Genomic DNA, 26,933 nt, shown 5'->3' on the forward strand with positions numbered 1-26,933 from the left:
AGACGTACATGTCGGCATTCCTGCAGATCGGGCAGCTCAACAAGGTCTACCATTCCCAGCGCGAACCGCTGTACGCGTTGAAGGACGTCAGCCTCGAAATCGAGGAAGGAGAATTCGTCAGCATCGTCGGCCCGAGCGGCTGCGGCAAGAGCACGCTGCTCAAGTGCGTGGCTGGACTGGAGCCCATTTCCAGCGGCCACCTGGCGCTGCAGGGCGACCCCATCGTGGGCCCGCCGGCCAACATGGGCGTGGTGTTCCAGCGCGATCTGCTGCTTGACTGGCGCACGATCCTGGACAACGTGCTAATTGCCGCCGAGTTCCACGACCTGGATCGCGCCGATTTCGAGGAGCGCGCGCGTTCCGTGCTCAACCTGTTCGGCCTTGGCGCGTTCGCGCACCGCTATCCGTGGGAGCTGTCCGGCGGCATGCGCCAGCGCGCCTCGATCTGCCGCGCGCTGCTGGTAGACCCGCAGTTGCTGCTGATGGACGAGCCTTTCGGCGCTCTCGATCCCTTCACGCGGGACGATCTTAACGAGGAACTGCAGCGGACATGGCTGGCCACCGGCAAAACCGTGTTGTTCATCACGCATTCGATCTCCGAAGCCGTGTACCTGAGCGACCGCGTGGTGGTGATGTCGCGCAACCCGGGCGGCATCGCCGCGGTGATTCCGATCGAGCTGGAACGGCCACGCGGCCTGGCGGTGCGGGAGACGGAGGCCTTTGCCGGCTACGTGTCGCAGATCCGCCAGATTTTCCGCGAGCTTGGCATCTACAGGGGATGATGTGATGAAGTTGCTATGGAAGCGTTCCGAGAACAGCCGGCTGGCCATCCTGACCATCGTGGTGCTGTTGCTGATCTGGGAGGGCGCGGTGCGGGCCTTTGGCGTGCGCGAATTCCTGCTGCCGCCGCCCAGCAAGATCTTTACCGAGTTCCTGGCGCAGCCGGGTTTCCTGCTGATGCAGAGCCTGGACACGCTGCAGACCACGCTGGCGGGCTTTGTCCTGGCCGTGGTCCTGGGTGTGGGCTCGGCCATCGGCATCGTGTACTCCCGTTTCCTGGATCGCACGCTTTACTCGCTGATGGTGGCGCTCAACGCCGTGCCCAAGGTGGCGCTGGCGCCGCTGTTCGTGATCTGGCTGGGTACCGGTTCCGCGCCAAAGATCGCCATTGCCATGCTGATCGCGATCTTCCCGATCCTGATCGATACGGTGCTTGGCCTCAAATCCATCGACCCGGAAATGCTGAACATGGCGCGCGCCAACCAGGCGTCGCGCAGCAAGGTACTGTGGAAGATCCGCTTTCCCAACGCCCTGCCCAGCATCTTCGCGGGGATGAAGGTGGGCGTGTCGTTCGCGCTGGTGGGCACCATCGTCGGCGAGTTCGTGGCGGGCGAGACCGGGCTTGGCCACGTCATCCTGGTGGCGCAAGGCAGCTTCGACACGCCGACCGTGTTTGTGGCGCTGGCGCTGCTGTGCGCGCTGGGGGTGATCCTCTTCAAGGCGCTGGAGTGGGCCGAGGAGCGGATGCTGCCGTGGCACGCGTCGCAGCGCGGCAGGCCGGGGCAAAGCCATGTGCCCGCGTCGGGTACGGAACGGTTGACGCAACTGGTGCAAGCCAAACGCTGAGGGGGCGGGCGGCGCGGATGGTCCGTTCACAAACTGCGCCGCCGCCTCGAACTCGGCTACAATCGCGCCATGTTTCGCGCAGACCGCCCCTCCTTCTACCGGGGAGCCCTGCTGCTGTTGCTGTTTGCAATGCAGCTCCTTACCCCGCTTCTGCACGGCCATCTCGGAACCCCGAAACTCCATGGCCTGCATGTGCACACGGCGCTCCAAGGTGCGGTTAATTCTTATTCTCCTTCCGCTTCATCCACCTCGCCCGCGGGTTCCGCCGCGCTGATCGCGGTCGAGCCGCTTGAGGTCGACGTGCAGACCGCCATCGGCCCCATTGCCTTTCCCCTCCACGTGCAGGCCGCCGATGTGCTGATCGGCCTGGTCTTCGCGTTCCTGCTGTTTGGCGCGCGGCCGCTGCCGGTGTTCCGGCGCCTGCCGTGGCGGGAGCGCACGCCGCCCCGATGGCGTGGCAGCGACAGCAGGCCACCCCCTGCGCACGCCCCTCCCCTCGCTTCCTGATTCCCCTGCCGGCCACGCCGGCGGTGCACGCTGGCGCGCCTGATCGAGGCTGATCATGGCGTGCCGGGCGCTTCCATCCTGCTTTGGAGCCAGGCATGTTTTCCCGTCGAGTTGTTTTCGTTGGCGCGCTGGTCGCGTCGACGCTGTTCCCCATTGGCATGGCCCGCGCGCAGGTACTGACGCTGTCCGATGCCCAGGCCCGCGCGCTCGGCGTGCGGTTTGATCCCGTCGTCGGTGCCGCGCAGCTGGCGACCGGCGCCAGCGCTCGCGTGGTGCTAAAGCCCGATGCGCAGTACGTGGTTGCCGCGCCTTATGCCGGCATGGTCTCGCGTGTGCTGGTGTCGATTGGCCAGCCGGTGCGCGCCGGCCAGCCGCTGGCCGCCTTTGCCAGCCCGCAACTGTTCGAGGCCGGGCGTGCGCTGTCGGAAGCGCGCTCGCAGGCCAACCTGGCCCGCCTGGCGCTGGCGCGGGACCGCGGCTTGCACGACGACGGCATCATCCCGGGCAGCCGCTGGCAAGCCACGCAGGCACGCGCGGCCGAAGGGGCGGCGATGGTGCGCGCCCGCGAGGCCGAGATGGCTGCCGCGGGCATCGTGTTCGCGGGCGGCTCAGGTGAGCCGCAACTGGTGGCCGGCCGTGCCGGGCTGATCGCCGAGGTTAACGCCGTGCCCGGCACGCGCGTGGAAGGCGCCGCGCCGTTGTTCCGCATCGTGGACCCCACTGCGCTGGAGCTTGATCTGCTGGTCGGCCGCGATGCGCCGGCTCCCACCGGCGGCGAACGTGTGGAGGTGCGCCAGCGCGGCGCCACCGGCACGGTGGCCGGCGTGGTGCCGGCAAGCGACGGCACCGCCGCCGTGCGCGTGCGCGCGGTACTGGACAAGCGCGGTAGCCTGCAGGCTGGCGAGAGCGTGAATGTGATCGTGCACTTGCGTAGCGCACCCGACGCCACCGGCGCGGGCCGTGTGCGGGTGCCGGCCATGGCGTTGACGTATTGGCGTGGCACGCCGGGCGTGTTCGTGGCGACCAAGACCGGCGTGCGCTACCAGACCGTGGTGGTCGAAGCCGTGGACGATGCCGCCGCGACCGTGCGCGGCCCGCTGCCCGCCGGCACGCGCGTGGCGGTGGCCGGCGTGGGCGCGCTCAAGGGCATGCTCGCGGGAGGCCAGTGATGCTTGCCGGCCTGATTGAATTCTCCCTGCGCCAGCGGGCGCTGGTACTGATTGCCGCCTGTGTGCTGGCTGTGGCCGGAGCGTGGGCTTACTTGAAGTTGCCCATCGATGCCTTTCCGGACATCTCGCCCACCCAGGTCAAGGTCATCCTGAAGATCCCCGGCATGACGCCGGAGGAAGTCGAGCAGCGCGTCTCCACGCCGATCGAGCAGGAGCTGCTGGGCATTCCGCACAAGACCATCGTCCGCTCGGTGTCCAAGTACGGCATCAGCGACGTGACGGTCGATTTCGAGGAAGGCGTGGACAGCTACTGGGCCCGCCAGCAGGTGTCCGAGCGGCTCGCCGGCCTGCTGCGCGACCTGCCGCCCAACGCCATCGGCGGGCTGGCGCCGATCACCACGCCGCTGGGCGAGATGTTCATGTTCACGGTGGAGGGCGATGCCTTCTCGCTGGCCGAGCGACGCCGCGTGCTGGACTGGGTGCTGCGCCCGGCCTTGCGCACGGTGCCCGGCGTAGCAGATGTCAACGCGCTGGGCGGCGAGGTGCGCAGTTACGAGGTCATCCCTGACCCGGCGCGGCTGCGCGCCCGCGCCGTTACGGTGGAGCAACTGCGCCAGGCGCTCGACGCCAACAACCGCAATGACGGCGCGGGCCGGGTGGAGCAGGGCGACGAGAACTGGGTGGTGCGCGTGGAAGGCGGCGTGCGCGGCGTGGAAGACTTGCGCCAGGTGGCCGTTGCCGCGCCGGGCGGGCGCAACGGCATGCCGCTGGTGACGGTGGGCGATGTGGCCACCGTCAGGCTCGGCGTGGCCACGCGTAACGGCGCGGTCAGCAAGGACGGGCGTGGCGAAGCGGTGCAGGGGCTGGTGCTGGCCCTGCGCGGCGCCGATGCCCGCCAGCTGGTCGCCGATGTGCAGGCCAGGCTGGATGCGCTGGCGCCGCAGCTGCCCAAGGGCATGTCCACGCACGTGTTCTACAACCGGGGTGAACTGGTCACGCGTGCCGCCAACACCGTGGTGCGGGCCCTGATCGAGGCCAGCCTGCTGGTGGTGGTGACGCTGTACCTGTTTCTCGGCGGCCTGCGCGCGGCGCTGGTGGTGGCGGCAACCCTGCCGCTGTCGATGCTGGCGACCTTCATGCTGATGCGTTACGTGGGGCTGACCGCCAACCTGATGAGCCTGGGCGGCCTGGCGATTGCGCTGGGCATGCTGGTGGACGCGGCAGTGGTGGTGGTGGAGAACATCGAATCCGCCTTGGCGAAAGCGCACGAACGCAAGTCCGACCCATCGCTGCGCGGCGCGGTGATCCGTCATGCCGTCGCCAGCGTGGCGGTGCCGATGCTTGCCGGGGTGTCGATCATCGCGATCGTGTTCCTGCCGCTGCTGTCGCTGCAAGGCCTGGAGGGCAAGCTGTTCGGCCCGGTGGCGCTGACCATCGTGCTGGCGCTGGCGTCGTCGGTGGCGATCGCGTTCACCGTGGTGCCGGCGCTGGCGTCGCTGCTGCTGCGCACGCATGCGGACGAGTCCCCGTACCTGATGCGCAAGGTGGCACGCGGCTTTGCCCGGCTGCAGGACTGGAGCGCTCGGCATCCGCGCGCGGTCTTTGCCTCGGCTGGCGTGGCGCTGGCCGTGGCGGTGGCGCTCTACCTGTCGGTGGGCAAGACCTTCATGCCTACCATGGACGAGGGCGACATGATCGTGCAGTTGCAGAAGGCGCCGTCGGTTTCGCTGGCCACCTCGGTGGGCCTGGACCTGCGGGTGCAGCAGGCGCTGCTGGCCGAGGTGCCGGAGATCCGCTCGATCGTGGCGCGCTCCGGCTCGGACGATCTCGGCCTCGACCCGATGGGGCTGAATGAGACCGACACCTTCCTCGCGCTGCGGCCAAAGGACCAGTGGCGCGGCAGCAAGGAAGACATCGCCAGCGCCATCCGCCGCGTCATGGAGCGTTTCCCGGGCGTGGTGTATGGCTTCACGCAGCCCATCGAGATGCGCGTCTCGGAGATGCTGACCGGCACGCGCGGCGACGTGGCCATCAAAGTGTTCGGCTCTGATCTCGGCGCCATCGACACGGCGGCGCAGGCCATTGCCGCGCGCGTGCGCAAGATCCCCGGCGCGGCCGAAGTGATCGCGCCCAGCAACGAGGGCGTGCAGTACCTCACGCTTGCGCTGGACCGCGCAGCCGTCGGCCGCGCGGGGCTTTCCGGCGATGCGCTGCAAGCGTTGCTGCGCGCGCAGGTGGAGGGCGAGCGGATCGGCATCGTGCCGGAGGGCACCGTGCGCACGCCGCTGATCCTGCGTGGCAGCGATAGCCTGCGGCAGACGCCGGAGACCTTCACCAGCCTGCAGGTCACAGCGCCGGACGGCACGTCCTGGCCGCTCACCTCCCTGGCACAGGTGCGGCGCGTGGAAGGGCCGGTGCGCATCAACCACGAAGACGGCGGGCGCTTTGCGGTGATCCAGGTCAGCGTGGAAGGACGCGACCTGACCGGCTTCGTGCAGGAGGCACAAACGTCCGTGGCGGGCCTGGCCGGACTGCCCAAGGGATTGCGCGTGGCCTGGGGCGGCCAGTTCGAAAACCAGCAGCGCGCCGCCGCGCGCCTTGCGCTGGTGGTGCCGCTGGCGCTGGGCGCGATCTTCCTGCTGCTGATGCTGACCTTCCGCTCGATCCGCCAGGCAGCGCTCGTCATCGCCAATATTCCGTTTGCGCTGGTGGGCGGCATCGCCGCGCTGCGGGTGGCGGGCGAGTACCTGTCGGTGCCGGCCTCGGTGGGCTTTATCGCGCTGCTGGGCATTGCCGTGCTGAACGGCGTGGTGCTGGTTTCGCATTTCAATACCTTGCTGGAGGAAGGGCTGCCAATGGCCGAGGCGGTGCGCACCGGCGTGCGCGACCGCTTGCGGCCGGTCCTGATGACCGCCTGCATCACGGCGCTGGGGATGATTCCTCTGCTGCTCGCCAGCGGGCCCGGCTCCGAGATCCAGCGCCCGCTGGCCATCGTCGTCTCGGGCGGCCTGGTCAGCTCCACCGCACTGACCTTGCTGCTGTTGCCGCTGTTGTTCGAGCGCTTTGGCGTGGCGCGGCCGCGCGAGGACAAGCAAGGCCGCATGGCACAAGGAGAAGCACAAGGAGAAGCACAAGGAGAAGAGCAATGAGAGGCGCAATGGGCAAGATGGCAGCCGCGGCTGTCATGATCGCTGCCACCGGGATGCCGGGTGCCGTGTGGGCGCAAGCCGCCATGCTGGCGCAGGCCGGCGTGTTGCCGCTTGAGTCCGCTGTGCGCGACGCCGTTGGCCAGTCGCCGGACGTGCAGATGGCCGAGGCTCGCCGCGATGCGGTGCTGGCCCGGGCGGACGGCATCCGTGCCGGCACCGCCGAGGCCGTGGTGCGGGCCATCGGGCAGCGCCGCCAGGTGCGCGAGCCGTCCGACCGGTTTGCCGAAGGGCAACTGGCGCTGGAGCGCCCGCTGCGGCTTTGGGGCAAGGCCGACGCCGATGGCGAGCTGGCCGATGCCACGGCGCAGTCAGGCCAGCTCGCCGTGATGGATGCGCGCCATGAAGTCTCGCGGCAGATCCTGTCGCTGTGGTTCGGGGCGCTGCGCGCGCAACAGGCGCGGCTGGCGGCGCAGGGCAACGACAGCCTGGCGGGCGAGCTGGCGGCCGTGACCGCACGCCGCGTACAGGCCGGCGATGCAGCACCCATGGACCATGAGCTCTTGCTGGCCGAACGCGCCCGCACCGCAGCCGCGCTGGCCAGCGCGCGCGCGGCGGAAGCGGCGGCGGCGGCCGAGCTGCGGGCGCGCTTCCCGGGCCTGGGCGTGCCTGGCGGCCTGCCGGCGGATGCGCGCCTGCAGGCGTTGCCGGACGACCCCGCCGATGCGCTGCGCAGCCGCTATGTGGAGGACAGCCACGAGTTTCGCCTCGCCCGGTCGCAGGAGACGCAAGCCCAGCGGCAGGCCCGGCGCACCGACCTGGAGCGCAAACCGGACCCGACTGTGGGGGTGTTCTTCACGGTGGAGCGCGGCGGCGCGGAGCGGATTGCCGGCGTGAGCATCAGCATGCCGCTTGGCTCCGCGCACCGGCGTTCGGCGGCGGTGGCGGCAGCGGCCGACGCGGAGGCGGCCGCCCGTAGCCGGGTGGCGGTGGAGCGCAGGATCGGCGCCGAGTTCGAGGTGCTGTACCGCGGCCTGGAAGGCAAGCGCGCCGCAGCCGTGGCGCAGGCCGAAGCGCTCGCGCTGCAGCGCAGCGCCGCGGCACGCACCGGCCGGGCCTACAAGGCGGGGGAAACCGGCCTGAGCGAACTGCTGATGGTCCGGCGTGCCTTGGCCGATACCACGCTGGCCGAGCGTGTGGCCCTGGTCGATGCGCTGGAGGCAGACAGCCGGCTGCGCCTGGACCTGCACCGCATGTGGGATTTCGATGATTGAGCCAGTGGCTGCCCGGGTGCGATGCGCCCGGGCAGCGGGCGTCCGGCTACCTGTTACCGGCTACCGGCTTGCGCGGCCGCGCTTTGCCGGATGACTGGCATCGGCTGCTTCGCCAGCCACCTGCGCGCTCGCCAGCAGGCCGCGCAGGAACAGCATCAGCATCCGGCCGGTCGGGTCGGCGCTCGTCGTGCCCCGTTGCAGCGCTAGGCCATGGGCGAGCGCCATGAAACCCGCGGCCAGCTCTTCCGGCTGGGCCGGCGGCACGCGGCCCAGATGGCGGAACAGGCGCTCGATCAGGCCGCCGAGTTCGCCGCGATGCGTCTCGCACACCGCACGGTAAACGCTGGCAAACGACGGGCTGCGATTGGCGTGCATCTGCAGCTCGATCGATAGCATGGCCCAGTCGGCATCCGCATGGAGCGCCGCGGCCCAGGCATCCAGGCCTGTGAGCACCTCTGCGCCGGTGTGCTCCGCCGTGTCGAACACCGCTGCCAGCTGCTTTGCCTCGGCCTCCATATGGCCGCGCAGCAGATCGAGCAGCAGCGCCTCCTTGTCCGGGAAGTTCGAATAGAACGCCCCCTGCGAATACCCCGCTTCCTCCGCGATATCCCGGATCGACGTGCCGCCAAAGCCGCGCTGCATAAACAAACTGCGCGCGGCCTCAAGCAGGCGCTCGCGGGTCTGCGCCTGGCTTTGCTCGCGGCTCAGGCGCTTGCGCGGGGTGGGTGGCTTCATTGGCGTGGCATTGGGCATGGCATTGGGTGTGGCGAGAGGGATTGCCGTATCGATTGCATTTGGGATTTCAACTGCTATCATAACGGATATCAATTGATATCTGAATTTCATATGACCTTCGAAATAAGGGCCTGTCCATGAACTTGCAAACCGCTTTCGTGACCGGTGCCACCGGTCTGCTCGGCAACAATCTTGTCCGCGAACTGCAGGGCCGCGGCGTTGCGGTCAAAGCGCTGGTGCGCTCGGCGGAAAAGGCCAGGCAGCAATTCGGCGATCTCGCGGGTGTGGAGTTCGTGGTTGGCGACATGGCCGATGTCAAGGCGTTCGCCCCGGCCATGCACGGCTGTGATGTGGTGTTCCATACCGCGGCGTTCTTCCGCGACAACTACAAGGGCGGCAGTCACTGGGAAACGCTCAGGCGCATCAACGTCGACGGCACGGCCGCCCTGATCGCGCAAGCCTACGCGGCAGGCGTGCGCCGCTTTGTGCAGACCTCGTCCATCGCCGTGCTCCACGGCGCGCCGGGTTCGGTGATCGACGAAACGCATGTGCGAGAACCTGCCGACGCCGACGACTACTATCGCAGCAAGATCCTGGGCGATCGCGCTGTCCTGACTTTCCTCGAGAATGTTCCCGAGATGCATGCCACGTTCGTGCTGCCCGGCTGGATGTGGGGGCCGGGCGATATCGGGCCGACCTCAGCCGGACAAGTCGCGCTCGATACGGCACTGCGCCGATTGCCGGGCCTGGTTCCGGGGAGCTTTTCCGTGGTCGACGCCCGCGATGTCGCGCAGGCCCATATCGCCGCGGCGCTGCGCGGGCGGCGTGGCGAGCGCTATCTCGCGGCGGGCCGGCATATGACCATGCGCGAGCTGATCCCGCTGATCGGACGCACCGCGGGGGTGGCAACGCCCAAGCGCGCGCTGCCCGTGCCGTTGTTGTTTGCGCTGGCCAGCGTGCAGGAGATCTACGCCCGGATCACCGGCAAGCCGATCCTGCTCAGCCTTGCAACCGTGCGGCTGATGGTGAAGGAAGCGGACCGGACCCGCTTTAGCCATGCCAAAAGCGAGGGTGAGCTAGGCTTGGGCTTCCGGCCCGTGGATCACACGGTTCGCGATGTCATTGCCTGGTATCGGACGCATGGATGGCTGCCGGCCTCGGCATGAGGGCCGGGGGCGCAAGCTGAACGCCATGGCAGGCGGGCCGGGTGGCGGAGCAGGCCAAGGTCATGCCGATTTTGCATAAGATCCCCCAACGCCTTGTGGAAGAATGCATGCATTCTTCCAGTGCGCACCCGTACTGCAACCCAGGCCCCGGCGCCCGCCAGCCTTACCCTACCCACCATGAACGAAGAAATCGTCTATCTCAACGGCGAGCTCACGCCCTTGTCCGAAGCCCGCGTCCCCGTGCTGGATCGCGGCTTTATCTTTGGCGATGGCGTGTATGAAGTGGTCCCCATCTATGCCGGCAAGCCGTTCCGGCTGCCGCAGCACCTGGCGCGGCTGGCGCGCAGCCTGGACACCATCGGCATCCCCAACCCGCACACCGATGCGCAGTGGATGGCGCTGATCGACCGCGTGGTGCAGGCCAACGGCCTCGCCGACCAGATGGTGTACATCCAGGTCACGCGCGGCGTGGCCCGGCGCACTCATGCCTTCCCGAAGACGGTGACGCCGACGGTGCTCATCATGACCAACCCGATGTCGCTGCCCACAGCGGCCATGCGCGAGAAGGGCGTGGCCTGCGTGACGGCGCAGGACAAGCGCTGGCTGCACTGCCAGGTGAAATCCACCTCGCTGCTGGGCAATGTGCTGGCGGCGCAGAACGCGGTGGAGAACGACGCCACCGAAACCATCCAGTTCCGCGACGGGATGCTGACCGAGGCCTCCGCGTCCAACGTCTGGGTGGTCAGCAAGGGCCGGGTCTCGGCACCGCCGAAGGACAACCTGATCCTGGAAGGGATCCGCTACGGCTGGATGGAGGAGCTGTGCGCGGCGCTGGATATCTCGCTGGAAGCGCGCCGCATTTCGCAGGACGAGGTGATGGGCGCGGATGAGGTGTTGCTGACATCGGCCAGCAAGGAGATCCTGCCGGTGGTCACCATCGACGGCAAGACCATCGGCGATGGCGCGCCCGGCCCGGTGTTCAAGAAGCTGTACGCCGCATACCAGCAAGCCAAGGCGGCCACGGCGGCGGCGTGATCAACGCCTGAGTTTCCTTCCGGCAGTGCGATCCCGCCGGGCTGACATGATCCGCGCTAGACAGAAATGCGCCCGCATTGCATGCTCTGCGAACGCGGACATTCAACCTGTCGAGAGGAAGCGCAAATGGAACAACCAGCACGCAATCAGATTCCCGCCACCCTGATCCCGGGCGACGGCATCGGCCCGGAAGTGGTGCAAGCCACCGTCAAGGTGCTGGACGCGCTGGGCGCGCCGTTTTCCTGGGATGTGCAGCAGGCTGGCATGGCGGGCATCGAGCAGGGCGGCGATCCGCTGCCGCAGGCCACCCTCGATAGCATCCGCCGCACAGGCCTGGCGCTCAAGGGCCCGCTGACCACGCCGGTGGGCGGGGGCTTCCGTTCTGTCAATGTGCGGCTGCGCGAAGCCTTCAACCTCTTTGCCAACGTACGGCCCGCGCGCACGCTGGTGCCGGGCCGCTTCGAAGATATCGACCTGGTGCTGGTGCGCGAGAACGTGGGCGGCTTCTACGTGGCGCACGATTACTACATCGCCGTGGGCGATGACCCGCATGCTGTGGCCGTGTCCACCGGCACCAATACGCGCGACGCCTGCCGGCGCATCGCGCGTTTTGCGTTCGAATATGCGGTCAAGAACCAGCGCAAGAAGATCACCGTGGTGCACAAGGCCAATATCCTGAAGGCGCTGACCGGCATCTTCCTGGAGGCCGCGCGCGAAGTGGCGCAGGACTACGTGGGCCGCGTGGAGATGGATGATCGCATCGTCGATGCCTGCGCCATGCAGCTCGTGCTCAATCCCTGGCAGTTCGACATGTTGCTCTGTACCAACCTGTTCGGCGACATCCTGTCCGATCAGATCGCCGGCCTTGTCGGCGGGCTGGGCATGGCGCCGGGCGCCAATATCGGCGAGACGGCGGCCATCTTCGAAGCCGTGCACGGCTCCGCGCCGGACATTGCCGGCAAGGGCATCGCCAACCCGATCTCGCTGATGCTGGCCGCCGGCCTGATGCTCGAGCATGTGGGCCGCCAGGACCTGGCGGTGCGGCTGCGCCAGGCGATCGATCTGACGCTCAACCAGGATCAGGTGAAAACCGGCGACCTCAAGGGCTCGGCCTCGACCTTGCAGTTCGCCGAGGCGGTGATCAAGCGGCTGGGGTAAGCGCGCGGCGAACGTCCCGGCCTGCGCCGGGCAGCGGACTGGGAACCCTGCCGTTCCCCACAGCGGCAGGGCGGAGCAACCCCGATAGCCTGAACGCGCCCGCTTGCGTACCATGTCTGCGCCGCAACCGTCACTCCCGACGCGGCCGGCGTTAACCGAGGGCTTGGCATGCAGACATCGGAACCCTACGTCCACTTTCGTCTCGATTCGAATGACGATCACAAGATCGAGGTCCACCGCTGGCAGGGTGGCGCCACGCCGCGTGCCGTGGTCCAGATCGCGCATGGCATGGGCGAGCATGCGCGGCGTTACCGGCCCCTGGCCGACGCACTGGTGCGCGCGGGCTATGTGGTCTACGCCAGCGAGCATCGCGGACACGGCGCCGATGCGGCCGCGCAGGACAAGCTCGGCGACTTCGGCCCACGTGGCTTTGCCGCGCTGGTGGACGATATGGCCGTGCTCAGCCGGCACGCGCGCTCGCAGCATCCCGGGGTGCCGCTGATCCTGTTTGGCCACAGCATGGGCTCGTTCGCAGCGCAGTGCTACCTGGTTGAGCACAGCGCGCTGCTCGACGGCGTATCGCTGTCGGGCACCACCGCGGTGGACCTGATGCTGGCAGCAGCACAGGCGGGTTTCAAGCTGGAAGACATGAATGCCGGGGTGCCGGATAGCCGCACGCCATTCGACTGGCTCAGCCGCGACCCTGCCCAGGTGGATGCGTACATCGCCGATCCGTTGTGCGGGTTCACCGTGACGCCGGCTTCGCGCGCCTCGATGTTTACCGAGTGCGCGCGTCTGGCCGAGCCGGATACGCTGCGCCGCATCCGTGCGGCGTTGCCGATGTACCTGTTCACCGGCGATTCCGATCCGGTCAACAATCACCTGGCATGGTTCGAGCCGCTGGTCAGCCGCTACCGCGCGGCAGGGCAGGCCGACGTGTCGTCCCACGTGTTCGGCTGCGCGCGGCATGAGACGTTGAACGAGACCAACCGCGAGGAAGTGGTCGCGGTGTTCGTCGCGTGGATCGAGCGGGTGGTGTCCAGCCGCTGAAATGCCGATTCTCTGATTTGCTGGTTCGCTGATTTGCCGACGGCGCTAGGCTAGCAGTCGCGCCTCGGTCAGCGCCTGCAACTCGCCGAGGGTCATGCCCTCGGCCATGGCCTCCACCAGCAAGCCGTCGGGCGTCACGTGCATCACCGCCAGGTCGGTATAGATGCGGCTGACCACGCCGCTTGCCGTCAACGGCAGCGTGCAGCGGTGCAACAGGCGCGGGCGAGCGTCGCGCGTGGTGTGTTCCATCAGCACCCAGACCTCGCGCGCGCCGAAGGCCAGCTCCATGGCGCCGCCCACGGCGGGCGGCGTGTTCGGGTCGCCGCGGCTCCAGTTGGCCAGGTCACCGTTCTCCGCCACTTCGTAGGCGCCAAGGATGGCGAGGTCCAGGTGGCCGCCGCGCATCATCGCGAAGCTCAGCGCGGAATCGAAGATGGCCGCGCCAGGCTGCAGCGTCACCGGCTGCTTGCTGGCATTGATCAGGTCCGGGTTCTCGTGGCCCAGTGGCGGGCGTGGCCCGAGATGCAGGATGCCGTTCTCGCTATGCAGGAAGACCTCGCGCTCCCGCGGGAGCATGTCGCCGACCAGCGTCGGCAGGCCGATACCCAGGTTGACGTAGGCACCCGGCCGGATGTCCTGCGCCGCGTGCCGGGCGATCTGTTCCCTGTTCCATCGCTTCATGGCTGGCTCCCGGCTTGCTGTTTGCAGGCGTTAGCGGTGACGACGCGGTGGACAAAGATGCCGGGCGTCACGATCTGTTCGGGATTCATCGCGCCGGCCTCGACCATCGCCTCCACCTCCGCCACCACCACGCGCGCCGCCGTGGCCATGATGGGGTTGAAGTTGCGGCCCGCCAGGTGATAGTCCAGGTTGCCAAGGCGATCCGCATGACGTCCGCGAATCAGCGCAAAGTCCGCATGCAGCGGCAGCTCCAGCACGTGCAGCACACCGTTGATCTCCCGCGTGTCCTTGCCTTGGGCAAGGATCGTCCCGGCAGTGATGGGGCAGTAGAACCCGCCCAGCCCGGCTCCGGCGCAACGAATGCGCTCTACCAGCGTGCCCTGCGCCACCAGTTCCAGCTCGACCTCGCCGCGCCGGTAAGCATCGCGGAAGGCCGTGGCGCCCGCTGTCAGCGGGTAGGAGCAGACCAGCTTGCGCATGCGCCCGGCTTCAATCAGGCTCGCCACGCCTTCGCCGTCGTAGCCGGCGTTGTTGGAGATCACCGTGAGATCCCGCGCGCCATGCGCCAGCACCGCTGCGATCAGGCCGTCGGGCAGGCCCGCGCTGCCGAAGCCGCCCACCATCACGGTGGCGCCGTCGCGCAGGTCGGCGATGGCCTCTGCGCAACTTGCTACCCGTTTGTTGACCAATCCCATGCCCGACTTGCTCCCGATGCGTGCCGCGGCGTCGCCGCCGCCAAGTCGAGCATCATGCGGCGCAGACTTCGATAGGTTCAAGTGCGTAAAGCTTAATTATTGATAAGCTGTACTTATATTGAAAACGGGCCATCGCGATGAACCTCGAACTCCGACACTACCGATACTTTGCCGCGCTGGCCGAAGAGCTGCACTTTGGCCGCGCTGCAGAGCGCCTGGGCATATCGCAGCCGGCGCTGAGCCAGCAGTTCCGGTGGATCGAGCAAGAAGCGGGCGCGCCGCTGCTCTCGCGCAGCAAGCGCCGGATTGCGCTGACCGATGTGGGTGCGGTTTTTTACGAGGAAGCGATGGGTGTGCTGCGCCAGGTCCAGCATGCCGGGCTGGTCACGGCCAGCGCCAGCCGGGGTGATGTCGGCGGCGCTGCCATCGGGTATGTGGCGTCGGCCGCGCTGTCAGGATTATTGCCACGGCTCGTCTATCGTTTTCGCCAGGATCATCCGGCCGTGCGACTCGTCATGCGGGAGATGGACATGCCGGCCCAGCTCGAAGCGGTGGCACGCGGCGAACTCGATATCGGCTTTATCCGGCCACCGTTGCGGTCCCTGCCAGAAGGGCTGGCCTTGTTCGACATCGCGTCCGAGGCCGTCGTGGTGGCCCTGCACGCCACCCATGCGCTGGCTGGCCGCGCTCGCGTCGACGTAGCCACGCTGCGCGACGAGACCTTTATCTGCACGCATACCGAGCACGGTACCGGCTTCTACGCCATCACGCTCGCCATCTGTGGCAATGCTGGCTTCCAGCCGCGCGTGGAGGCTTTGTCGACCCAGATGGCCACCATCATCAGCATGGTGGCGGCCGGGTTTGGCGTGGCGCTGATCCCCGCCTCGATGTGCGCGTTTGCCCCGCCCGACGTGGTATTCAAGCCGCTGGCCCGCAACGACGTGGCGTCGCAACTGGCCGTGGTCCATCGCAAGAACGAGCGCTCACCTGCGGTGCTGAGGCTGATCGAGCGCTGCCGCGAGGCGAAGGGGGCAGAGCGGCCGCCAGAGTAGATCGTGCGGCAAGCCTTATAGCCTTATGCCTGTCCGCATCTGCCGCGCCACCGCCGCCGCTTATTTCTTGAAGCGCGTTGCTTCCGCTTGCGTGACAGCGCCCGCATCGGCGCCGTTGAGGTCTACTCGCGCAGCGCCTTCCGTGAGGCACGCCTTGTAACGGGTGCCACGGCACCAGGTCTTGATGGCTTCACGCAACTCAGCCTCTTGCAAGCCCAGTTCGCTAGCGTAGCCAAGCAGATCGTCAAAGATGCCGACTTTCAGTGCTTTCTTCGGTGCAGGGCTCTTAGGGAAGGCGAGGGGGAAGCGCTTTTGAAGCCGCCCGATGTTCCGTACAACAGGATCCACCGGTTTCGACTGGGCCGCTTGCGCGGGCGGGCGGGCGCGTGTGGGCTTGGCCGCCGGCTTGGGTTTGGCCTGTTGCGCCAGCTGCGCTTTTAGCGCAGCAAGTTGTTCGAATCCCATAGTGTTCTGTTGTGAAGAGGTGAGGAGTGAACGCGAATTTTAGCGGAAGCCGGTCAGCCCCGAGGTTTGATGCTTGATTGTGCGCCTTGAAGCTCTTTTTGCGTGCCGACTGAATTTTTCAGAAAAGACTTGCCAGCACCGTGCCGACAGCTTAGTATTCGCCCCCTTCCGCAGTACAACGCTCAGCTGCAAGGCAGACGGGCGAAGGTTGCGGGGGATGGCAGGAAAGGTGGGAAGAGCGCGTAGCGAATCCAGCCTGAGCAAGAAAAGATTAAAAAAGTATTGATGAAACGCAGATAATTCTTTATAGTCTCGTTTCTCCGCTGCAGCAAACGCAGCGACGCGGTAAGCAAAGCAAATCGCGGCCAGTTCTTTAACAAACAAACAACCGATAAGTGTGGGCGCTTGATAGCGGATGCGGAAGACTTCGGTCTTTTAGCTTACAAGTTATAAAGTGCTCGCACAGTAAAACATGTTGGTTATGTCTTCGGATGTAACCAGTCAGTTTTCTGAGAGTGAGCGACCGCTCGAAAGAGCGAGGTTCTTCGGAACCACACAGGTATTAAACTGAAGAGTTTGATCCTGGCTCAGATTGAACGCTGGCGGCATGCCTTACACATGCAAGTCGAACGGCAGCACGGGAGCAATCCTGGTGGCGAGTGGCGAACGGGTGAGTAATACATCGGAACGTGCCCTGTCGTGGGGGATAACTAGTCGAAAGATTAGCTAATACCGCATACGACCTGAGGGTGAAAGCGGGGGACCGTAAGGCCTCGCGCGATAGGAGCGGCCGATGTCTGATTAGCTAGTTGGTGGGGTAAAGGCCCACCAAGGCGACGATCAGTAGCTGGTCTGAGAGGACGATCAGCCACACTGGGACTGAGACACGGCCCAGACTCCTACGGGAGGCAGCAGTGGGGAATTTTGGACAATGGGGGCAACCCTGATCCAGCAATGCCGCGTGTGTGAAGAAGGCCTTCGGGTTGTAAAGCACTTTTGTCCGGAAAGAAATCCCTTGCTCTAATACAGCGGGGGGATGACGGTACCGGAAGAATAAGCACCGGCTAACTACGTGCCAGCAGCCGCGGTAATACGTAGGGTGCGAGCGTTAATCGGAATTACTGGGCGTAAAGCGTGCGCAGGCGGTTTTGTAAGACAGGCGTGAAATCCCCGAGCTCAACTTGGGAATGGCGCTTGTGACTGCAAGGCTAGAGTATGTCAGAGGGGGGTAGAATTCCACGTGTAGCAGTGAAATGCGTAGAGATGTGGAGGAATACCGATGGCGAAGGCAGCCCCCTGGGACGTCACTGACGCTCATGCACGAAAGCGTGGGGAGCAAACAGGATTAGATACCCTGGTAGTCCACGCCCTAAACGATGTCAACTAGTTGTTGGGGATTCATTTCTTCAGTAACGTAGCTAACGCGTGAAGTTGACCGCCTGGGGAGTACGGTCGCAAGATTAAAACTCAAAGGAATTGACGGGGACCCGCACAAGCGGTGGATGATGTGGATTAATTCGATGCAACGCGAAAAACCTTACCTACCCTTGACATGCCACTAACGAAGCAGAGATGCATTAGGTGCCCGAAAGGGAAAGTGGACACAGGTGCTGCATGGCTGTCGTCAGCTCGTGTCGTGAGATGTTGGGTTAAGTCCCGCAACGAGCGCAACCCTTGTCTTTAGTTGCTACGCAAGAGCACTCTAGAGAGACTGCCGGTGACAAACCGGAGGAAGGTGGGGATGACGTCAAGTCCTCATGGCCCTTATGGGTAGGGCTTCACACGTCATACAATGGTGCGTACAGAGGGTTGCCAACCCGCGAGGGGGAGCTAATCCCAGAAAACGCATCGTAGTCCGGATCGTAGTCTGCAACTCGACTACGTGAAGCTGGAATCGCTAGTAATCGCGGATCAGCATGCCGCGGTGAATACGTTCCCGGGTCTTGTACACACCGCCCGTCACACCATGGGAGTGGGTTTTGCCAGAAGTAGTTAGCCTAACCGCAAGGGGGGCGATTACCACGGCAGGGTTCATGACTGGGGTGAAGTCGTAACAAGGTAGCCGTATCGGAAGGTGCGGCTGGATCACCTCCTTTCAGAGCGTGCATCTTAAGTCGAGCGTTCACACTTATCGGTTTGTTGGTTGTTAGAGCCAGGATACGCGTTGCGTGTCTTGCGTAGCATGGTCAAATGCAAGCGCTTAGCATTGAGCGTTTGCATTTGGCTTTGCCAAGACGACATGAGACCCAGTCTCAGTCGGCTGTTCTTTAAAAATATGGGATGTAGTAAAGGTGTCGTGAGCGTTGATGAGACGCTGCAGTAAAACACGATACCGGGTTGTGATTGTATCAACCGAAATGTATTTAAGTGATCGAAAGATGACTTGGAATACGGCACAAATGCGAGAACTCATCCTGTAGCGAGCACGGCTTGAACGCAAGTTTGAGACACACTCGTTATAGGGTCAAGCGAACAAGTGCATGTGGTGGATGCCTTGGCGATCACAGGCGATGAAGGACGCGGTAGCCTGCGAAAAGCTTCGGGGAGCTGGCAAACAAGCTTTGATCCGGAGATGTCCGAATGGGGAAACCCGGCCCTTATGGGTCATCCCTGACTGAATACATAGGTCAGGGAAGCGAACGCGGCGAACTGAAACATCTAAGTAGCTGCAGGAACAGAAATCAACCGAGATTCCCAGAGTAGTGGCGAACGAAATGGGAAGAGCCTTGTACTCTTTAGCAGCATTGTTAGCAGAACGGGATGGAAAGCCCGGCCATAGCAGGTGATAGCCCTGTATGCGAAAACAGCGTTGTGGAACTAGGTGTACGACAAGTAGGGCGGGACACGTGAAATCCTGTCTGAAGATGGGGGGACCATCCTCCAAGGCTAAATACTCGTGATCGACCGATAGTGAACCAGTACCGTGAGGGAAAGGCGAAAAGAACCCCGGGAGGGGAGTGAAATAGATCCTGAAACCGCATGCATACAAACAGTCGGAGCCTGGAAACGGGTGACGGCGTACCTTTTGTATAATGGGTCAGCGACTTACATTCAGTGGCAAGCTTAACCGATTAGGGAAGGCGTAGCGAAAGCGAGTCCGAATAGGGCGTTCAGTCGCTGGGTGTAGACCCGAAACCAGACGATCTATCCATGGCCAGGTTGAAGGTGCGGTAACACGTACTGGAGGACCGAACCCACTAACGTTGAAAAGTTAGGGGATGAGCTGTGGATAGGGGTGAAAGGCTAAACAAGTCTGGAAATAGCTGGTTCTCTCCGAAAACTATTTAGGTAGTGCCTCGTGTCTCACCTTCGGGGGTAGAGCACTGTCATGGTTGGGGGGTCTATTGCTGATTACCCCGCCATAGCAAACTCCGAATACCGAAGAGTGCAATCACGGGAGACAGACATCGGGTGCTAACGTCCGGTGTCAAGAGGGAAACAACCCAGACCGCCAGCTAAGGTCCCTAAGATTGGCTAAGTGGGAAACGAAGTGGGAAGGCTAAAACAGTCAGGAGGTTGGCTTAGAAGCAGCCATCCTTTAAAGAAAGCGTAATAGCTCACTGATCGAGTCGTCCTGCGCGGAAGATGTAACGGGGCTAAGCCAGTCACCGAAGCTGCGGATGCGTGCATTCCTTTAAGTGCACCTTGCTTGTCGATGCGCAGCATCGACAAAGCGCCCAACAATGGTCGTTGGGATGCAAAGTGAAGTGGATTTAAAGGAGTGCACGCATGGTAGGAGAGCGTTCTGTAAGCCTGTGAAGGTGTCTTGTAAAGGATGCTGGAGGTATCAGAAGTGCGAATGCTGACATGAGTAGCGATAAAGGGGGTGAAAAGCCCCCTCGCCGTAAGCCCAAGGTTTCCTACGCAACGTTCATCGGCGTAGGGTGAGTCGGCCCCTAAGGCGAGGCAGAGATGCGTAGCTGATGGGAAGCAGGTTAATATTCCTGCACCGTCGTATGATGCGATGGGGGGACGGATCGCGGAAGGTTGTCCGGGTGTTGGAAGTCCCGGTCCCTGCATTGGAGAAGGCGCTTAGGCAAATCCGGGCGCGGAATTCAAGGATGCGGGGCGAGCGGCCTAGTGCTGCGAAGCAATTGGAAGTGGTTCCAAGAAAAGCCTCTAAGCTTCAGTCATACGAGACCGTACCGCAAACCGACACAGGTGGGCGAGATGAGTATTCTAAGGCGCTTGAGAGAACTCGGGAGAAGGAACTCGGCAAATTGGTACCGTAACTTCGGGATAAGGTACGCCCTTGTAGCTTGACTGGCCTGCGCCAGGAGGGTGAAGGGGTTGCAATAAAATGGTGGCTGCGACTGTTTAATAAAAACACAGCACTCTGCAAACACGAAAGTGGACGTATAGGGTGTGACGCCTGCCCGGTGCCGGAAGATTAAATGATGGGGTGCAAGCTCTTGATTGAAGTCCCGGTAAACGGCGGCCGTAACTATAACGGTCCTAAGGTAGCGAAATTCCTTGTCGGGTAAGTTCCGACCTGCACGAATGGCGTAACGATGGCCACACTGTCTCCTCCCGAGACTCAGCGAAGTTGAAGTGTTTGTGATGATGCAATCTCCCCGCGGCTAGACGGAAAGACCCCATGAACCTTTACTGTAGCTTTGCATTGGACTTTGAACCGATCTGTGTAGGATAGGTGGGAGGCTTTGAAGCGTGGACGCTAGTCTGCGTGGAGCCGTCCTTGAAATACCACCCTGGTTTGTTTGAGGTTCTAACCTTGGTCCGTGAATCCGGATCGGGGACAGTGCATGGTAGGCAGTTTGACTGGGGCGGTCTCCTCCCAAAGTGTAACGGAGGAGTTCGAAGGTACGCTTGGTACGGTCGGACATCGTACCTAAAGTGCAATGGCAAAAGCGTGCTTAACTGCGAGACCGACAAGTCGAGCAGGTGCGAAAGCAGGACATAGTGATCCGGTGGTTCTGAATGGAAGGGCCATCGCTCAACGGATAAAAGGTACTCTGGGGATAACAGGCTGATACCGCCCAAGAGTTCATATCGACGGCGGTGTTTGGCACCTCGATGTCGGCTCATCTCATCCTGGGGCTGTAGCCGGTCCCAAGGGTATGGCTGTTCGCCATTTAAAGAGGTACGTGAGCTGGGTTTAAAACGTCGTGAGACAGTTTGGTCCCTATCTGCCGTGGGCGTTGGAATCTTGACGGGGGCTGCTCCTAGTACGAGAGGACCGGAGTGGACGTACCGCTGGTGTACCTGTTGTCTCGCCAGAGGCATCGCAGGGTAGCTATGTACGGAAGAGATAACCGCTGAAAGCATCTAAGCGGGAAACTCGCCTGAAGATGAGGATTCCCTGGAGCCTTGAGCTCCTTGAAGGGTCGTTCGAGACCAGGACGTTGATAGGCTGGGTGTGGAAGCGCAGTAATGCGTTAAGCTAACCAGTACTAATTGCCCGTAAGGCTTGATCCTATAACCAGTGTGTTTCTACCTGGTGTGAGTGTCGCGTGCCGCTGCGCAGCAGCTTGGCCGATACGCACAACCCCTTACTACATCCCTATTCGCTGCGTTGAGCAACCCTCAGCGCGGCCACCGTTTATGCCTGGTGACCATAGCGAGTTGGAACCACCCCTTCCCATCCCGAACAGGACCGTGAAACGACTCCACGCCGATGATAGTGCGGATACCCGTGTGAAAGTAGGTAATCGCCAGGCTCTCCCTTGAAACCCCCCAGTACGAAAGTACTGGGGGGTTTTGCTTTTGTGCGATCGAAAGTGGCTGCGATTTTGCGGCTGCGATTTGCAGCAACGATTTTGCGCGATCACGTTTGCCAAATGAAATGTGAATCGCGGAGCGCGAAACCCAACGCCCCGCGATTCAGGCCCGGCCTCAGGCCTCAGGCCTCAAGCTTTCTTCAACTGCTCCCGGATCGGTAGCGCGCGGATGCGCTTGCCGGTAGCCGCAAAGATCGCATTGCACAGCGCAGGCGCGATGGTCGGCACGGCCGGTTCGCCGACGCCGCCGAGCGGTGCGTCGAACTTGCCCGGCACCAGATGCACATGGATCTGGCGCGGCGCCGAGGGCGCGCGCATCACCTCGTACTGGTGGAAGTTGTCCTGCTGGGCGCGCCCGTCCTTGAAGGTGATCTCGCCCGTGGTGGCCAGGCTGATGCCCATGATGCAGGCGCCTTCCACCTGTGAGCGGATGCGGTCCGGGTTGACCTGGGCGCCGCAGTCCACCGCCATGTCGATGCGCGGCACGCTGATGCTGCCGTCATCGGCCACCACCACTTCGACCACCGCCGCGACGTAGGTCACGAAGCTGTAGCAGACCGCCAGCCCCAGCCCGCGTCCCTTCGGCAGCGTCTTGCCCCAGCCGGCTTCGCGCGTAGCCAGTTCAATCACGCCGCGCAGGCGGCCGATATCAAGCGGATACTGCTGCGGCGATTCGCCGTAGTTCCAGGTATCGGACAGCTGCGTCGGGTCAATGCGCCGGTCCGGGCCGAGCAGCGCCAGCAGGTAGTCGCGATGGTCGCGCCCGGCTGCCGTCGCCAGTTCGGCCGCGAACGATTGCACGGCAAAGGCGTGGGGGATGTTGGACACCGAACGGAACCAGCCGATGCGGGTGTGCGCTTCCACCTCGGGGTTTTCCACGCGCACGTTGGGGATGTCGAATGGCATGTTCACCGCCGACATGCCAAGCTCGAACGCGGCTTCGTTCTTCGCGCCAGCCACGAAGGTCGACGTGATGGTGGAGGCTGCAGTGCGATGCAGCCATGCCTGCGTCTTGCCGTCGGTGCCGAGCATGGCTTCCATGTGCTCGACGGAAACGGTGTGGAAGTAGTCGTGATGCAGGTCGTCGTCGCGCGTCCAGGTTACCTTGACCGGCTTGCCACCCATGGCCTTGGACAGCAGCGCGGCCTCGGCGGCGAAGTCCGGCTTGGACTTGCGGCCAAAGCCGCCGCCCAGCAGCGTCACGTGTACGGTGACGTCCTCCGGCTTCAGGCCGAGATGCCCGGCCACGGTTTCGCGCGTGGCCTGCGGCGCCTGGACCGACGTCCAGACTTCACACTTGCCATCGGCGATGCGCGCCGTCGCAACCGGCGGCTCCATCGTGGCGTGCGCGATATGCGGCAAGTAATACTGTGCCACGATGCGCTTGCCGGGGCCGGACAGGGCGGCCATCGTGTCGCCCTGGTTGCGCACCACCTTGCCGGGCTGGCTTGCGGCCTTTTCCATCGCGGCGCGGAACGCACCGGACTCGTAGCTGGCGTTGGGGCCATCGTCCCAGCGCAGCTTCAGCGCCTCGCGGCCCTTGATGGCCGACCAGGTATTGGTGGCGATCACTGCCACGCCGCCCAGCGGGTGGAACAGGGCGGGCGCGGGGCTGCCGGCCAGCTCCACCACCTTGATCACGCCGGGCACCTTCATCGCCAGCGTGGAGTCAACGCCGGCGAGCTTGCCGCCGAACACGGGTGGGCGGGCGATGACGGCGTACAGCATGCCGTCGAGCCGCACGTCGATGCCGTACTGCGCGCGGCCAGTGGCGATGTCGTGGCCATCGATGCTGCGCGTGCTGTCCTTGCCGATATAGCGGAATTGGGCCGGATCCTTCAGCTTGAGGCTGGCGGCCGCCGGCACGGGCAGGCGCGCGGCGTCCTTTGCCAGCGCGCCAAAGCCAAGGCTCTTGCCGCTCGGCACGTGGACCACCGCGTGGTTGCGCGCCTGGACTTCGCTTGCCGGCACATTCCAGCGCGCGGCGGCGGCAGCTTCCAGCATCATCCGCGCACTAGCGCCCACGCGCCGCATGGGCTCGAAGAAATGCCGCACGCTGCGCGAGCCGTCGGTGTTCTGGTTGCCGTAGCGGATTTCATCGCCGGGCGCCTGCACCACCAGCACCCGCGCCCAGTCGGCTTCGAGCTCGTCGGCCACCACCATCGGCAGGCTGGTGCGCACGCCTTGCCCCATCTCGGAGCGGTGGCAGACGATGCTTACCTTGCCATCTTCGGCAATGGAGAGGAACACCAGCGGGCTATCCACGGCACCGCCGGGCATGCCGTCGCGGCCGTACTTCTTGGGCTCATCCGCTGCCAGCACGATGCCGTCCAGGCCAACCGTCAACGTCAGGCCGGCGAGGGCGCCCATGCCCTTGAGCCAGGCGCGGCGCCCGGCGGATTGCAGCGTGCTCATTGGGCGCTCCTCTTGCCGGTCGGCTGGGCAGACGGCTTTGCCGCCACGCTCGATCTGGCAACGTGCTGGATGGCGGCGCGGATGCGCGTATAAGTGCCGCAGCGGCAGATGTTGCCGCTCATGGCCCCGTCGATGTCTTCTTCGCTCGGGTGCGGGTTGGTGTGCAGCAGCGCGGTGGCGGACATCAACTGCCCCGCCTGGCAGTAGCCGCACTGCGGCACGCCGAATTCCTCCCACGCTGCCTGCAAGGCCTGCCCGATCTTGTCGGCCGACAGGCCCTCGATGGTGGTGATCTTCTTGCCGGCCACCGCCGAGATCGGGGTCACGCAGGAGCGGATCGGCTGGCCGTCCAGGTGCATGGTGCAGGCGCCGCACAGGGCCATGCCGCAGCCAAACTTGGTGCCGGTCAGGCCGAGGTGATCGCGCACCGCCCATAGCAGCGGGGCGTCATCGGGCAGATCGATCTTCTGCGGCTTACCGTTGATCGTGATGGTTCTCATGTTTTTTGTGGGGATGGTGCAACGGGGACGAGGGCTGGCGGACGAGCCAGGTGCCTGCGCGGCTTTGCGCAACGCGCATTGTGATGCCGGCGGCAGGTACTCGGGAATGGCGGTGTGGGGATTTGTTAATTCCAAAAACTGGAATTATGACGCTGCGCAGGGTGGGGCGAGGGGCGGTGCGGAGGAGGGGGCGGGGCGGTCTTTTATGCGGCAGGCATGGTGCACAGTCGCTGTCGCGACACCGCATCTCAGGCGGTGTCGCGGCGGGTGGCCAGTTGCGGGTACCGCATCAGGCGTTGGCACCTTCGGTGAAGACGTCGGCCTTGCCGCTGCGGGCGCCATCGGTGTAGGCATCGAAGCTGCGGGCCGGCGTAGCCGATACGCCCGAGCGATCCAGGCCGGCAACCAGCGCGCCATCGGTGTACGGGTCAACCTTGCCGGTACGCGCACCATCGGTGTAGGCATCGAATCCGCGCGCCGGCGAAGCCGAAACCCCCGAGCGGTCCAGGCCAGCGATGCGGGCGCCTTCGGTGAAGGTATCCAGCTTGCCGCTGCGAGCGCCGTCGGTGAAGGCGCCGGTTGAACGGAAGTCGTAGCCATACTTGTCGGCGGGCACCGAGGTGCGGAACTCATAGCCGTACTTGTCGCCGGCGAGGGTGTCCTTGGCAGAAGCGGCCTGGGCGGCGCCGATGGCGGCGAGCGACAGCACGAGGGTGGAAGCGAGCTTGAGGGCGAAGGTCTTGGTCATGATGTTCTCCAGTATCTTAAAATTCGTTGAATTTCGTTGATTGTTCGCTGCGACTGCCAGAACGTTGCTTTGTTTGTGCGCGCCGTCCATGTAACGAACTATAGGAGAGTCATCGGTGCGTTAGACCAGTCTTATCAGGATAAATTGTTCAGAATTTTTGAATTCACGTCGGTGGCATCAGGCAGCCGCTAGCCGCCATCACGGCCGGCGCCGCCATCTGCGCGAGCACGCGCAACACGGCCACCTCGCTCTGCGTCCACGCGTTGCGCGCGGCAAGAAAGTTGAACGTCCCCACGCAGTGTCCGCGCTCGCATACCGGTACGTTCACCACCGCCGAAAGCGCAAGCCCGCGAATCGTCGAGATATCGTCGAACACGGCTTCAAGCGCCGCGTCCCCCTCGCCCACGAAGACCTCGCCCTGATGCAGCACCCAGCGTGTCCACGGCGTATCAGCCTTGTACTTGCGCCCGCCCACGGGGTAAGCGGTGGTGTCGGAGGACCATAGCCGCACCACTTCCGAGCTGGCGCGCCGGTACGCGTTGATGGTGAGCAGCCCCGGGCCCAGCAGCGCGGCAGTGGCGCTGCCGATCGCATCGAAGGCGATGGCGGGCTTGGCCGCGCGCGCCAGCGTGTCGCATAGCGCGGCTAGCAGCGGCACCGGCAAGGTCACGACGCAGGGCGCGGCATCATTCACGGTCTCGGTCACGGCTTCACTCTCCCTTGATGCCCAGGTCCCGAATCAACTTGCCATAGCGGTCCGCGTCGCGGCGCAGGATGGCGGCGAACTGCTGAGGCGTGGAGGTCGCGGTTTCCACGCCGATGGCGTTCATCTTTTCCTTCACGTCAGGCAGCGACATGATGCGGTTGATCTCCTGGTTCAGGCGCGCCACCAGCGCCGGCGGCATGCCGGCGGGGCCGAAGGCGCCGTACCACACGGACAGCTCATAGCCGGGCACGGTCTCGGCCACCGTGGGCACGTTGGGCAGCAGCGGCGAGCGCTTGGCTTCGGTCACGGCGAGCAGGCGCAGCTTGTTGGCCCTGACGTGGGGCAGGGTCTGCGTGCCGGCGGAGAACAGCAATTGCGTTTGCCCGGCCACGGTGTCGACCACGGCGGGCGCGCCGCCCTTGTAGGGCACGTGCAGCATCTGCACGCCGGCCATCTTCTCGAACAGCACCGCGCTCAGGTGGTTGGTGGAGCCGGGGCCGGCGCTGGCATAGGCTAGCTTGCCGGGGTTGGCGCGTGCGTAGGCGATCAGTTCCTTGACGTTGCGCGCGGGCACCGATGGGTTGACCACCATGGTGTTGGTGACAAAGGCCAGCAGGCCCAGCGGGGTGAAGTCTTCCACGCCGCGAAAGGGCATATTGGGCATCAGCGCGGGGTTCATCGCGTGCGTGCTCATGGAGCCGACCAGCAGCGTGTAGCCGTCGGGCTGGGCGCGCGCCACCATGGCGGAACCGATATTGCCCGAGGCGCCGGGCTTGTTGTCGACGATCACCGGCTGGCCGAGAGAGCGGGTCAGGTGCTCGGACAGCACGCGGGCAAGGATGTCGGTGGAGCCGCCGGCGGCCCACGGCACGATCAGCGTGATGGGCTTTTGCGGGAAGGGATCGGCGGCGCCGGCGCCCGAGGCGGCGGCAAACAGCGAGAACGTGGCAAGGCCCAGCAAGCAGCGCTTCAAAACGGCTTTCATCTCTTTCCTTCTCCGATGGCTATGCGAACCGCACGGTGCGATCCGCCTTGATTCGATCCTGCGGGTCTGGTCCAGCGGGCCA

Annotated in this window: 20 protein-coding genes and 3 rRNA genes; 14 read left to right on the forward strand and 9 right to left on the reverse strand. The window is 64.5% G+C overall.

Going from position 1 to position 26,933, the window contains the following annotated elements; all coding sequences use genetic code 11:
• Positions 1-8 precede the first annotated feature (8 nt).
• The 6 genes from RR42_RS22910 (at position 9) to RR42_RS22935 (ending at position 7,722) form a co-directional block, all read left to right on the forward strand.
• Positions 9-782 carry an ABC transporter ATP-binding protein gene (locus RR42_RS22910; protein ID WP_043353274.1) on the forward strand — a complete coding sequence of 258 codons (774 nt, stop codon included), beginning with the start codon at positions 9-11 and terminating at the stop codon, positions 780-782.
• Between the two features lie 4 nt (positions 783-786).
• Positions 787-1,626 carry an ABC transporter permease gene (locus RR42_RS22915; protein ID WP_043353276.1) on the forward strand — a complete coding sequence of 280 codons (840 nt, stop codon included), beginning with the start codon at positions 787-789 and terminating at the stop codon, positions 1,624-1,626.
• 69 nt (positions 1,627-1,695) lie between these two features.
• Entirely contained in the window at positions 1,696-2,133 is a 438-nt protein-coding gene (locus RR42_RS22920) for a hypothetical protein (RefSeq protein ID WP_043353278.1), read from the forward strand.
• A 95-nt stretch (positions 2,134-2,228) separates the two neighbouring features.
• On the forward strand, positions 2,229-3,302 hold the full coding sequence (locus RR42_RS22925; RefSeq protein WP_043353280.1) for an efflux RND transporter periplasmic adaptor subunit: 1,074 nt from the start codon (positions 2,229-2,231) through the stop codon (positions 3,300-3,302).
• Positions 3,302-6,451, forward strand: coding sequence for an efflux RND transporter permease subunit (locus RR42_RS22930; protein WP_043353282.1), 3,150 nt, complete (start codon positions 3,302-3,304; stop codon positions 6,449-6,451). The genes RR42_RS22925 and RR42_RS22930 overlap by 1 nt, the downstream gene beginning before the upstream one ends.
• A gap of 53 nt (positions 6,452-6,504) precedes the next feature.
• On the forward strand, positions 6,505-7,722 hold the full coding sequence (locus tag RR42_RS22935) for a TolC family protein (RefSeq protein ID WP_043357682.1): 1,218 nt from the start codon (positions 6,505-6,507) through the stop codon (positions 7,720-7,722).
• Between the two features lie 60 nt (positions 7,723-7,782).
• On the opposite strand, the gene RR42_RS22940 is transcribed toward RR42_RS22935, so the two are convergent.
• On the reverse strand, positions 7,783-8,457 hold the full coding sequence (locus tag RR42_RS22940; RefSeq protein ID WP_043357683.1) for a TetR/AcrR family transcriptional regulator: 675 nt from the start codon (positions 8,455-8,457) through the stop codon (positions 7,783-7,785).
• Between the two features lie 137 nt (positions 8,458-8,594).
• Between RR42_RS22940 and RR42_RS22945 the strand changes: the two genes are divergently transcribed.
• The 4 genes from RR42_RS22945 to RR42_RS22960 all read left to right on the forward strand — a co-directional run bounded on the left by RR42_RS22945 (position 8,595) and on the right by RR42_RS22960 (position 12,866).
• Positions 8,595-9,623, forward strand: a complete 1,029-nt coding sequence (locus tag RR42_RS22945) for an SDR family oxidoreductase (RefSeq protein ID WP_043353283.1) — start codon at positions 8,595-8,597, stop codon at positions 9,621-9,623.
• A gap of 177 nt (positions 9,624-9,800) precedes the next feature.
• A complete protein-coding gene (locus RR42_RS22950; protein WP_043353284.1) occupies positions 9,801-10,658 on the forward strand; it encodes a D-amino acid aminotransferase in 858 nt (285 codons plus the stop codon).
• A gap of 126 nt (positions 10,659-10,784) precedes the next feature.
• Positions 10,785-11,816: an isocitrate/isopropylmalate dehydrogenase family protein gene (locus RR42_RS22955; RefSeq protein WP_043353286.1), complete on the forward strand. Its 1,032-nt coding sequence runs from the start codon at positions 10,785-10,787 to the stop codon at positions 11,814-11,816.
• 168 nt (positions 11,817-11,984) lie between these two features.
• Entirely contained in the window at positions 11,985-12,866 is an 882-nt protein-coding gene (locus tag RR42_RS22960) for an alpha/beta fold hydrolase (protein ID WP_043353287.1), read from the forward strand.
• A gap of 45 nt (positions 12,867-12,911) precedes the next feature.
• Here RR42_RS22960 and RR42_RS22965 read toward each other — a convergent pair whose 3' ends face one another.
• Together RR42_RS22965 and RR42_RS22970 are read right to left on the reverse strand one after the other, a co-directional pair.
• Positions 12,912-13,547: a 3-oxoacid CoA-transferase subunit B gene (locus RR42_RS22965; protein ID WP_043353289.1), complete on the reverse strand. Its 636-nt coding sequence runs from the start codon at positions 13,545-13,547 to the stop codon at positions 12,912-12,914.
• Positions 13,544-14,236, reverse strand: a complete 693-nt coding sequence (locus RR42_RS22970) for a 3-oxoacid CoA-transferase subunit A (RefSeq protein ID WP_043357684.1) — start codon at positions 14,234-14,236, stop codon at positions 13,544-13,546. The genes RR42_RS22965 and RR42_RS22970 overlap by 4 nt, the downstream gene beginning before the upstream one ends.
• Before the next feature lie 143 nt (positions 14,237-14,379).
• On the opposite strand from RR42_RS22970, the gene RR42_RS22975 reads away from it, so the two are divergent.
• Entirely contained in the window at positions 14,380-15,294 is a 915-nt protein-coding gene (locus tag RR42_RS22975) for a LysR family transcriptional regulator (RefSeq protein WP_043353291.1), read from the forward strand.
• Between the two features lie 60 nt (positions 15,295-15,354).
• Here the strand turns inward: RR42_RS22975 and RR42_RS22980 are convergent, their stop codons facing one another.
• Positions 15,355-15,759 (reverse strand): ProQ/FinO family protein, encoded by a 405-nt coding sequence (locus RR42_RS22980; RefSeq protein ID WP_052494875.1) that lies wholly within the window; start codon positions 15,757-15,759, stop codon positions 15,355-15,357.
• 564 nt (positions 15,760-16,323) lie between these two features.
• Here RR42_RS22980 and RR42_RS22985 point away from each other — a divergent pair.
• The 3 genes from RR42_RS22985 to rrf all read left to right on the forward strand — a co-directional run bounded on the left by RR42_RS22985 (position 16,324) and on the right by rrf (position 21,437).
• Positions 16,324-17,855, forward strand: a 16S ribosomal RNA gene (locus RR42_RS22985).
• A 366-nt stretch (positions 17,856-18,221) separates the two neighbouring features.
• Positions 18,222-21,195: ribosomal RNA gene (locus RR42_RS22990) — 23S ribosomal RNA — on the forward strand.
• Positions 21,196-21,324: 129 nt separating this feature from the next.
• Positions 21,325-21,437: ribosomal RNA gene (gene rrf, locus RR42_RS22995) — 5S ribosomal RNA — on the forward strand.
• The 16S, 23S and 5S rRNA genes sit together here, the layout of an rRNA operon.
• Positions 21,438-21,626: 189 nt before the next feature.
• On the opposite strand, the gene RR42_RS23000 is transcribed toward rrf, so the two are convergent.
• The 5 genes from RR42_RS23000 to RR42_RS23020 all read right to left on the reverse strand — a co-directional run bounded on the left by RR42_RS23000 (position 21,627) and on the right by RR42_RS23020 (position 26,851).
• Entirely contained in the window at positions 21,627-23,912 is a 2,286-nt protein-coding gene (locus RR42_RS23000) for a xanthine dehydrogenase family protein molybdopterin-binding subunit (RefSeq protein WP_043353292.1), read from the reverse strand.
• Positions 23,909-24,412 (reverse strand): (2Fe-2S)-binding protein, encoded by a 504-nt coding sequence (locus tag RR42_RS23005; protein ID WP_043353294.1) that lies wholly within the window; start codon positions 24,410-24,412, stop codon positions 23,909-23,911. Before RR42_RS23005 ends, RR42_RS23000 begins: the two co-directional genes overlap by 4 nt.
• Positions 24,413-24,701: 289 nt before the next feature.
• The gene (locus RR42_RS23010) at positions 24,702-25,160 is read right to left on the reverse strand and encodes a hypothetical protein (RefSeq protein ID WP_043353297.1); all 459 of its coding nucleotides are present in this window, start codon (positions 25,158-25,160) and stop codon (positions 24,702-24,704) included.
• A gap of 163 nt (positions 25,161-25,323) precedes the next feature.
• Positions 25,324-25,866 (reverse strand): GAF domain-containing protein, encoded by a 543-nt coding sequence (locus tag RR42_RS23015; RefSeq protein WP_043353299.1) that lies wholly within the window; start codon positions 25,864-25,866, stop codon positions 25,324-25,326.
• 4 nt (positions 25,867-25,870) lie between these two features.
• A complete protein-coding gene (locus tag RR42_RS23020) occupies positions 25,871-26,851 on the reverse strand; it encodes a Bug family tripartite tricarboxylate transporter substrate binding protein (RefSeq protein WP_043353302.1) in 981 nt (326 codons plus the stop codon).
• Positions 26,852-26,933 lie beyond the last annotated feature (82 nt).

It is taken from the genome of Cupriavidus basilensis (assembly GCF_000832305.1).
Lineage (GTDB): Bacteria > Pseudomonadota > Gammaproteobacteria > Burkholderiales > Burkholderiaceae > Cupriavidus > Cupriavidus basilensis_F.